This is a genomic window from Chthonomonas sp., from assembly GCF_035294165.1.
GTDB lineage: Bacteria > Armatimonadota > Chthonomonadetes > Chthonomonadales > Chthonomonadaceae > Chthonomonas.
Window position 1 is genome coordinate 1 of the sequence record NZ_DATGLN010000178.1, and the last position, 9115, is coordinate 9115.

The following is a 9115-nucleotide window of genomic DNA, read 5'->3' on the forward strand; positions in this document are numbered from 1 at the left end:
TCCGTTGAGTTTCGTAACGCTTTTTTGTCTGACACGGTACGCTTTTTGCTTACATGCCTCTGAACAATATCTGCCAGGGCGTCCTGTATCAGAAAGTTTTGCAGGATTGGGACAGTCAACTATTGCACATTTCATCCTCTTCGGACTCCTTCCCTAACAAGTGTTTCCCCTCAGAATTCCGGTTAGCCGGAATAACTAGCGTCGCCCCTTGCGCACTGAATAGATCACCCCGTCGATACTCCAACGACATTCCCCACCTCCTACCGCCACACCCGATCATCCTGACTACCAGCCAACTCAGCGTCCCACGACTGGCCCGGCCGCTGTGCATTTAGCTCTTGCTCTAACTCCTGCACCCGTTGGTGCAACAAGCCAATCCAGACCAGTTCACAGACGCACACAACCATCGCCAACAGCGCAGCCATGAACCACAACGCATCCCAATGCATACGCCTCACCCCCTCTCACGCTAGCGATACCGCCACGGCTCATCGGACTGATAACCCGCATACTGATCCTGCATCGGCGCCGGAGCCTGCTGCATCCGATGCGGGTTCACCTGCATCCCTTCATGCCAGTAATACGGCTCCCCATACGCATCCAACGGCGTCTCTTCCTGATGCCGATAGCGCACCAGACGCACATCCTGTTCGACCAGCCGCCCACGCAGCCATACGCCCACCCCTAACGCCAGCAGCACCAACAGACTCAGGCCAATCCACTGCCGATACGGCCACAACGACAGGAACAGAAAGGAATAGAGCACCGTCAGACACAGCACCACCAACGCGATCACCACCAGCACAAACTTCTTTTCCCCATCCATAAAGCCCTCCTTTTCAACCAGCCCGGCAACTCGCCGTCTCACTCCAGGCCGCTATCTCATGCCAGCAAGCCCGACAAAGACGCACCTCAACATGCAGCACAACACCACAAAACGGCACCGGCACCCCTCGAAAGCGATGAAGGCAAGCCTCACACACCAGACGTTCACACCCCATACAAGACGAGAGCCGCCCTGGCCGTACTTCTTCGCACACCGCACAACACACCTGCTCCATCAGCACCCCCCCTCTTAGCACCAGCCCAGGGACGAGCCAGACACACCAACTCGTCCCCGGCACCACTACATCCGGCCCTGAAACTGCTTGTACACCTCAACCTGGGTAAAGTAATCACGCGCACTCTCATAAAGACCCGCGCCAATTTCCTCCCCAGCATAGGGCAGGGGCACCGGATAATCCGACGGAGAAGGACGACTGGCCTCCAGGTCCATCTTTACGGCTTGCCACAAGTTGCGCAATTGATTGCTCATCACCTGCATACGCGGCTCAAACTCCTCTTTGATACGCGTATACTCTTCGCGCAACGCCTCGACCTCTTCACGATAGCTCTCCATGACCGCCTGCCACTGTCCCTCCAACGCTTGCTCCAACGCCCGACGCTGCTCGGACACCCGCTCTGGAAGCGTCCAATCATAGTAGCAATCCAGGTAGCCGCTCAAAATCTGTTCCAGTTGCCCCGGATAGAGCGCCTCCAATGCATCCAACTCCACAGCCCCCTCGCCATGACGCTGCTCGAAACCTACGCGCCGCCGCTCCGACTCCTTGATCGGGGTACGCGGAAGCTGATAGGCTTGCACCTGATCGAGCGTGAGCACCACCGGAAAGAGCCGAATATCCAGATCAAGCGAGAGCGTCCGCACAAAGTACTCGATCTTGCGCGAGACCGCTACCGGCATCGACTGACCCGCCGGGTCAAAATCCGATACATAGAGAATGCGCGACGGCTTGCCCGCCTGCTGTAAGCGATAGACCAGCGCGAGCGTTGCCGTGATACTCATCTCTCCCATACCCGTTTGCAGGTTGGCCCCATAGCGCTCACAGAGCGGTGCGAGCACATCATTCATCGTTGATTTCTCACACCAGACCTCCAGGTGATACGGCTGCACCGGCACATAGCCATCGACGGTATACTGCGGTAAATGGGGAAAATCAGGCAAACGCATGCCCAAACTGTAGGTCGGGCTATAGACACCAACCGAAGGCCGTTCAGAACGCCGATCCGAGGCATAGATCAGCACTTCAGGGGTACGCCGATCATTGAAGGCCCCAGGGTCAACCAGCCGCAGGTAGCGCGCCGCCTTCGAAGCAATGTTCAGCGTGTCCCAGCACTCCACTGTGTTCTCATACGGCTTGCCATTGGGAAACACCACGGAACCAAGCGAGACCAGGTAGTAATGCACGCGACGCAGATGCGCCCGGCTCTCTCCCATCCGATACCACACCTGGGCAAACCATTCCCCCAACGCCCGATCACTGGGCGTGCCGGTATAGAACGGATCATTCTGCGGAGCCAGCACAATGTACTCATTCACCGAAACACCCTGCGCTTTGGCCGTCTGCTTGATCCATTCATAATCAATCCGCTCATGATACCCGCTTGAGGCCATAAGCCACCTCCCTTTCAGAGACAAAAAAGGCATGCAGAGAACCGATCCACACCGATCATCTACCTGTCCTCTGCATGCCACCACATCCATCAATCCACACCCATCACCACCACACCTTACGGGGAGCGCTGAAAATGTCGCCACTGATGCCGAGTGGCAAACACGACCATCACCCCCTGCGCCTGCGCCTGGCGCACCAGAGCCGCCTCATACCGGCTCAACCGCTTGCCCCCACACACTACCAGCGCCCCCGTCACCGGATCGACTACCAGGCTTACCGCACCGCTCGACCTCCCTGCGCCGAAGCTGCCCCATTCTGTGACAGAACCGGGGGTGCCTGATATACCCCCTGTACCGAAGGGTTTCCCCCCGGCTGTTGCCCCCGCACTGGTTGCTGCTGCGCCTGATACCCGTTGTGATACGACGCAACCCCATAGGTCGAAGGCGAAGGCTGTTTCGGCTGCTGCTGCATCGCCTGGAGCTTGCGCCGCTCTAAATCCATCTGGGCCACTGCCAGGAATAAGGTCATCGCCGGAATGCTGGAGACCACAATGCGCCCAATCGTGAGCAAAAGCGCATGCTGATCGAGCGGTATGGTCTGAAAAAAATCGGAAAGATCGAGGTAGGAAACCCCCACCACATAGTTGCAGTAGATCTCAACCACCTCGACCACCAGGCACACCGGAATGTAGGCAAAAACCATCTCCCCAGACATCCAGCGAAAGGCAATGTTGCGGCTGAGGAAGTAGCCCGCTACACCGAAGCAGAAGGCGATCACCGCCCCCTCGATCATGCGTCCCAGATCGCCCGCATGCCGGGAAACGAAAATTTGCCAGATGGCAAAGGCCGAAACCCCGGAAAAGCCCCAGGAAATGAGATGAAAAAAGGCGTTTTCCGCCTTGAGCGCCCACACCTGCGACTGCATCACGGGAAGCCGTTTCGGCTGCGCTCCCTGCGACTGCGTTCCCCGAAGACGCTGAAACCATCCCATCACTCACCCCCTTTCAGAAACTAGACCGTGGCCCCAACGGCCACAACGCGACACACCAGCTTAAGAAAGGCCACCTGCTTGCCCCGCAGCTTCAAGACCTGCAACTGCATCGGCGTATGGCGCGGCGGGAGCTGCGCCTCAAGCTGGCTTGCCAGATCACGCAGCACATCAACGTGCTCGCCCTGGCGCTTACGCTCTTTCAGTTCTTCCAGGAGCGGAAAGCCCTCGGTAATCTGCACATCGTACTTTTCGTCCGTATCCACATCCAGCACCGTCATGTTGACCACCCATTGCGGCTTAGGCGCGCCGGTCCCCTGATCGAAAAAGGTCGTTTCACGCACTTCGCCGCTAATCACATCCGCATTCAATAACATAGCCACACCTCCTAAACAGGCATAATCAGCCAACTCACACCGTCATCATCTCATCTGGAAAGCTCCCCCACGAAGCACCTAAAATGCCAGCGCACCCAGGCACTACTGGCGCGCGCGCCGATCCTGGTAGGCTTGCCAGAACTGCGCGCTATGATAGTCACAAATGCCATGTGACCCATTGCCCAGCTCAAGCCCCTGTTCGGCCAGACACCAGGCACAGTCCGTCCCCCACACCTGCCCCTGGCTCATACCCACCCCTTCCCACGGCTCCACCTCTTCCACCTCTTCCAACTCCTTGTGTTTCCCCCAACCAAACAATCCCATAGACACCTCCCTGTGTCCATCCCTGGACAACCGCGCCTATCCGCATCACACCACCACGAACAGACCATCGATCACGCTCGATCCAGACGCCACTAAAAGAGGAAGTTATCAAGCTCCACAAGCGCGTCCTGTGACGGCTCATCTTGACATGTCGCCTGCCCCTCACACGCCTGTACATAGGCGGTAAAAGCCTCTTCAAGCAGGGGGTTGCGCACCGCCATGCCATGATCGACGAGGTAGCGTAGCCGCCCGGCGACCAGCCGATCCATCACCTCAGCCGTCAAAGTGCACTTGACGGGCATCTCATCGCTGTTGAGCACATAAATGACCGTCAGTCCCGCATCATAGGCAGCTTCTACACGCTTGACCGCAGCATAATACTCGCTATCATCCTGATAGACCGCCTCAAGCTGCACATAGCGCACATAGCGCTGCTCGGAAAGAACTACCGGCCCTTGTCGCATCTCTTCTTGCATCATGCCCTCGCTTTCTCCAATCACTTCCGACTAATAGGAGCCATTCATCCGGCGCGCACCCCGGCCAGACTGCTGCGGACGATAGAAATTCAACCCCACCTTAACCTCTTCAAAGCCCGGCACCGCCACATTGCCACCCGTCGTGGCAATAATGATCGATTTGCCGCTGGCCGACACTCCAAACTCCCGGCTCAAGTCCACATCAATGAGCAAATGATCTCCTTGCACCTGAAACACGACATTTTGCATCAGCATCCTTCCTTTCTCAAGCCCTTACGGCTTACGATAGCGTCTAGTTCATCGCGGAATTCGTAACTAAAACGCACAATTGACACGTCTTCACTCCCCACTATTCTCTTCCCCGGCAACTACCTGATCGCCGGAGCAATCGTAACGAGATCATATCTTTGCCCATATTAGCCGGTCCCGATAGGCCGCCTGTTTGCAGCGTGGGCTACAGTACCGCGCCGCGCGTCCACCGCCTTTTGGCGAGCGTACCCGCTCAAAGTAGCGATGACAGTAGCCACAGAGAGTTTCAACAGTCATTGCTCGTTCCTTTCGTCCAGGGGGCGCTCGCCGTCGCGGTAAAGCGCAATCCCTGATCGTTCGCTGGCCTGTTCCCAGAAGGGAACCTCATCATCCGGTGCCGTGATGGTAAGCTCGCCCCTATCGCTGTCGTATTCCCAATTGGAGAAAAGTGAAAGCGGTAGGCCCTCCACAATATCGTAGAGGAAACGAATGAACTTTTCCGCTGTACTCAGGTCGCCTTTTACCAAAAACTGTTTCATGCTCTCGTTCCTTTCTCGCTCTGGCCTACCGCAAATAGGCCAGAGCGCTATTTTTACTGGCTATCCGGCAAATCGCGTGGAAACAGAGTCAGTCTCCTGCAACATCCGTTACGAATTTCGTAACATGTGCCCTTTTGCGCGATTTACACGAACGCGGCAAACGTCTGTAGCATATTGCCCTGGACACCCTGAACGAGCAGGAATACGGGCTATCCTCCCACAACCACAAGCACACATCTGTATGCGTATGGCTTGCCATCATGAAGCCCCTCCCCGACGCAACAACCGCACAAAAGCCAGATCAGCCGAACGCCGATCCCCCATCGGCATCCGTCTCCCCTGCCACGATGCCAGCGCCGCCGCTCGCACAGGCGGAAGCTCCAAACACGCTGCTGCTGCCACATACTCTCGAAAGAGCCGCCGTTGTTTCGCCGGAGGAAGGGGCCTGCCCCCAGGTCCGTGAAAGTCCCCCGGCGTCAGGTAGACCACATCTGAGGGATGCAGCAGTGGCAGCCCTTGCCAGGCTCGCCAGTGCGCGCTAAAGGAAACAAAGCTCGCTAGCCCCGCCATGCGCTGATGCTCCACATCATGGTTACAGCGCTCGAAGTTCGCGCCGCGCCCCTTGCCACGCTCGCTCATGCATCCACCTCCACCAGCGCCTCACGCCATAGCTCGATCCAGACCCCCGGCGTCTGCTGCGTCATCAGCAACAGATCATTGAGAAGCGCCACCATCTCCCCATCACCCTGCATCTGCGCCTCCTCCACTCCTATCGCCAGGAGGTACGCCACCTGATCCAGTTCCCCCTGTTCGAGCGCGGAGCTTATCGCGCCAATCAACTGCTCCTCCATACACCTTGACCTCTTCTTCGGCCACCGCAACTGCCGCCTGCTGCTCTTCCCAAAACCAACCACACGGCCAACTTGGTACCCGATCCCGCTGCTCTGGATGGCAGTGCCAACACACCCCAACAAACCCGCAACGCCGCACACAGACCGCCCAACCATCAACAAGCGCTACCTTCGCATGGGAACAGTACCAGACCGATCCCGACACCTTGCGCTTCTGCCTTGCCATCACCACACCTCGCCACACTACTCCTGACAGAAGCACACATCCGTAAACGCCAGCCAACACAAGCGACAGCGCAACCCATAGCAAGCCACCTCATGCGTTTGCCGCAAAGGCTTGCCACAATCCACGCACACCACACCCGATCCCTTGCCCCGCACTCGCCGCCCTTCCTCGCGTGCTTCACGTTCTCTGATATCCTGACGCCGCGCCCAACTCATCGACAGTTCCTCCCCATCTGTAGCACAATCCCTTGCACCACTGCCTCCACCCGTGCCAACATCCAGAACGCCTCAGCACCGGTCAGCGCATACGTCATCACCGAGCACGTATCCATCCAGGCCGCAAACGCTTGCGCCCAGCGCGGCAAAGGTCGCCAAAAACAAAACTCCTGGGAAGCGCGTCCGTAGCGCCCCTCATCAACGCCATAAACATGCCCCGTCTCATGCGAGAGCCACAACGCCAGAGGGGACCGATAACACGTCCCAGGATAACCAACCACCTCATCCTCCCGTTCACACAACCAGGCCGCAAAACGCTCCACATCTATCTCTGATGGAGCCATCTCTATACCCCCTTGAGCAACCGCACCCCCTAAGCAGCAGAGGCCATATTGACGATCACCAAACCTAATCCAGAATCTCAAGCACCTACGCACCCATCACCGGACAGCCCCGATACAGACGCTCAAGCGCACACAACACACGAGCACTCCTCTTCTGCTCGCAAACAAAACAACACCGAGAACGCCAGAAAGAACCATCACATCACACACTGCCAACCCCCCTCGAAAGACCACCACCAACCAACTCCACACTTGCCACGCTGCTCAACAAAAAAAAAATTCCCTTCCACCCACCAAGCCCACACAGCCCAGACCCCAGAACAAAGCTACTTCCACACCTCGCCAGACTCCTGCCGCAGCATCCCTATTCAGTTATTAAAGGCCCCAGAAAAGCGATTACATAGCAATCACCCCCTTCATACCTGCTCACACTGCCAAGACCCTTGCAAACATCCCTCACTCACCACCACCAGCAAAAAAAAAAAAGAAAGAAAAATAATCCCAACCTGCTTGTGCCTGCTCGACCTCCCCAGACAGCAGCAGGGACACGGGGAAACCTCATCTAGCGCCTTCTCACATCGTTTGACCCCTGGCTGCCCCATCGCATGCGCCGGCAGTGCCAAACACTAAGCGCCTCATCTTTGCGCCAAACTGTGAACGCAGTCGGCCATTCAGTCGCCCCATGTCAGGTATGTCAGCCCTCCGCATCTATCCGCAGTGGTCCGGCAGCCCTCGCCACCGGACGGTGCCACAATCCTTCAGGCTGTTGTCAAGGTACTCAAGCCCTTATGGCTTGCCATAGAACTGCTTGTTCTATAGTCTACTAAGTAGCCATTAAATTTCAAAGACTCCAATGACTACAAAGCAATAGTAGCATATTCGGGCAAGGGTTGTCAACCTCCAAAGCCTCCAATTTGCACAAAACTTTACAAAGTGATACAATCTCTCTAAGTAAGCAACCGACTTTTTTACAAGGAGGACAGGAGTGGCAAAAAGAACAAAAGCACCCCCAGGCTTTTACACAGCATCCGAAGTCATGAAGAAGCTAGACATAGCTAACTCAACATTTTATTCAAAGTATGTTGATACTGGCGCAATAAAAAAGGTAACACCCCCAGGCTCAAAAGAGGGATATTACCTTAAATCTGATGTAGATAAGATATTGCGGGCAAAGGAGTTATTTATACTCCAATATGCGACTGATGTATCAACCTTTGAGAAGGCACAAGAAGAGGATATACAGGCTATAACTGACTTAGGCATAGAGATATTCGGCAAGCACGGTTCACCCAACTACGAGACACGCTTAGCCCAGTTCCACGCCAACCCCGATATCTTCTATGTTCTCAAACAGGAGGATATAGTTGTAGGCTATCTAGGAATGTTTCCGTTAAAGCACGAAGCCATAGAAGCTATCATGGGTGGTATGGAAGAAGCGAGATTCAGAACCGGAGTCCTTACGCCTGAGAACATCATGCCATTCAATCCAGGTCAGGCTGAAGAGGTGTTTTTAATCATCGCCGTCAAACAGGATGCAAAGAAAAGCACCTTATACGGAGCCAGGTTAATCAACGGGGGTATTGAAGTCTTAGAAAACTTCGCTAGGAGAGGAGTTATTATCAAGCGCCTCTACGGCACCAGCCGGACCAGGCACGGCATCAAGCTAATGAAAGATCTAGGATTTAAGCAGACGACACCCACCGCCGAAGAAGACGACCTGTTACGCTTTGTGCTAGACCTCGAAACGAGCACAAACCCTCTTCTCAAGAAGTATCGACGGATAGTGAAACGAGTAGCCAGTGAGCAACAGAAAGTAGACAGCCGTTCTAGCTAATCAGTTGTTCTCACGTCGGCATCATCGGAGACTTTGAAGGCGATAAGCCCGACAGCAGAAGTTGATTAGAGCGGCTTTTAAAGCCAGCTCAGAAGACAGAAAAAGTGGGCGACTAGGGACTCGAACCCCAGACCTACTGCGTGTAAAGCAGCCGCTCTAACCAACTGAGCTAGTCGCCCATAGAAAAAATCAGGCACCCGGCCCGCTCACGTCACGCCTCGGATGCCCGTCCTGGGTGCC

At 55.8% G+C, this 9115-nt stretch carries 15 protein-coding genes and 1 tRNA gene; 1 reads left to right on the top strand and 15 read right to left on the bottom strand.

Annotated features, from left to right (window positions below; genetic code table 11):
• Positions 1-469: 469 nt before the first annotated feature.
• The 14 genes from VKV29_RS09590 to VKV29_RS09655 all read right to left on the bottom strand — a co-directional run bounded on the left by VKV29_RS09590 (position 470) and on the right by VKV29_RS09655 (position 7041).
• Positions 470-868 carry a hypothetical protein gene (locus VKV29_RS09590; RefSeq protein ID WP_324201086.1) on the bottom strand — a complete coding sequence of 133 codons (399 nt, stop codon included), beginning with the start codon at positions 866-868 and terminating at the stop codon, positions 470-472.
• Between the two features lie 258 nt (positions 869-1126).
• Complete coding sequence (locus tag VKV29_RS09595) at positions 1127-2485, bottom strand: hypothetical protein (protein WP_324201087.1); 1359 nt, start codon at positions 2483-2485, stop codon at positions 1127-1129.
• An 83-nt stretch (positions 2486-2568) separates the two neighbouring features.
• Positions 2569-2709 carry a hypothetical protein gene (locus VKV29_RS09600; protein ID WP_324201088.1) on the bottom strand — a complete coding sequence of 47 codons (141 nt, stop codon included), beginning with the start codon at positions 2707-2709 and terminating at the stop codon, positions 2569-2571.
• A gap of 17 nt (positions 2710-2726) precedes the next feature.
• Positions 2727-3443, bottom strand: a complete 717-nt coding sequence (locus VKV29_RS09605; protein WP_324201089.1) for a hypothetical protein — start codon at positions 3441-3443, stop codon at positions 2727-2729.
• 20 nt (positions 3444-3463) lie between these two features.
• Positions 3464-3817, bottom strand: a complete 354-nt coding sequence (locus VKV29_RS09610; protein ID WP_324201090.1) for a hypothetical protein — start codon at positions 3815-3817, stop codon at positions 3464-3466.
• Positions 3818-3919: 102 nt separating this feature from the next.
• Positions 3920-4141, bottom strand: coding sequence for a hypothetical protein (locus VKV29_RS09615; protein ID WP_324201091.1), 222 nt, complete (start codon positions 4139-4141; stop codon positions 3920-3922).
• Between the two features lie 92 nt (positions 4142-4233).
• Positions 4234-4620, bottom strand: a complete 387-nt coding sequence (locus tag VKV29_RS09620; RefSeq protein ID WP_324201092.1) for a hypothetical protein — start codon at positions 4618-4620, stop codon at positions 4234-4236.
• 27 nt (positions 4621-4647) lie between these two features.
• Positions 4648-4866, bottom strand: coding sequence for a hypothetical protein (locus VKV29_RS09625; protein WP_324201093.1), 219 nt, complete (start codon positions 4864-4866; stop codon positions 4648-4650).
• A gap of 150 nt (positions 4867-5016) precedes the next feature.
• Positions 5017-5163: a hypothetical protein gene (locus VKV29_RS09630; protein WP_324201094.1), complete on the bottom strand. Its 147-nt coding sequence runs from the start codon at positions 5161-5163 to the stop codon at positions 5017-5019.
• Positions 5160-5405, bottom strand: coding sequence for a hypothetical protein (locus VKV29_RS09635; RefSeq protein WP_324201095.1), 246 nt, complete (start codon positions 5403-5405; stop codon positions 5160-5162). Before VKV29_RS09635 ends, VKV29_RS09630 begins: the two co-directional genes overlap by 4 nt.
• A gap of 258 nt (positions 5406-5663) precedes the next feature.
• Positions 5664-6044: a hypothetical protein gene (locus VKV29_RS09640; protein WP_324201096.1), complete on the bottom strand. Its 381-nt coding sequence runs from the start codon at positions 6042-6044 to the stop codon at positions 5664-5666.
• Complete coding sequence (locus tag VKV29_RS09645) at positions 6041-6256, bottom strand: hypothetical protein (protein ID WP_324201097.1); 216 nt, start codon at positions 6254-6256, stop codon at positions 6041-6043. The genes VKV29_RS09640 and VKV29_RS09645 overlap by 4 nt, the downstream gene beginning before the upstream one ends.
• Positions 6257-6499: 243 nt before the next feature.
• On the bottom strand, positions 6500-6697 hold the full coding sequence (locus VKV29_RS09650; protein ID WP_324201098.1) for a hypothetical protein: 198 nt from the start codon (positions 6695-6697) through the stop codon (positions 6500-6502).
• Entirely contained in the window at positions 6694-7041 is a 348-nt protein-coding gene (locus VKV29_RS09655; RefSeq protein ID WP_324201099.1) for a hypothetical protein, read from the bottom strand. The genes VKV29_RS09650 and VKV29_RS09655 overlap by 4 nt, the downstream gene beginning before the upstream one ends.
• 985 nt (positions 7042-8026) lie before the next feature.
• Between VKV29_RS09655 and VKV29_RS09660 the strand changes: the two genes are divergently transcribed.
• Positions 8027-8875 carry a hypothetical protein gene (locus tag VKV29_RS09660; protein WP_324201100.1) on the top strand — a complete coding sequence of 283 codons (849 nt, stop codon included), beginning with the start codon at positions 8027-8029 and terminating at the stop codon, positions 8873-8875.
• A 105-nt stretch (positions 8876-8980) separates the two neighbouring features.
• On the opposite strand, the gene VKV29_RS09665 is transcribed toward VKV29_RS09660, so the two are convergent.
• Positions 8981-9054 (bottom strand) — tRNA-Val (locus VKV29_RS09665).
• Positions 9055-9115 lie beyond the last annotated feature (61 nt).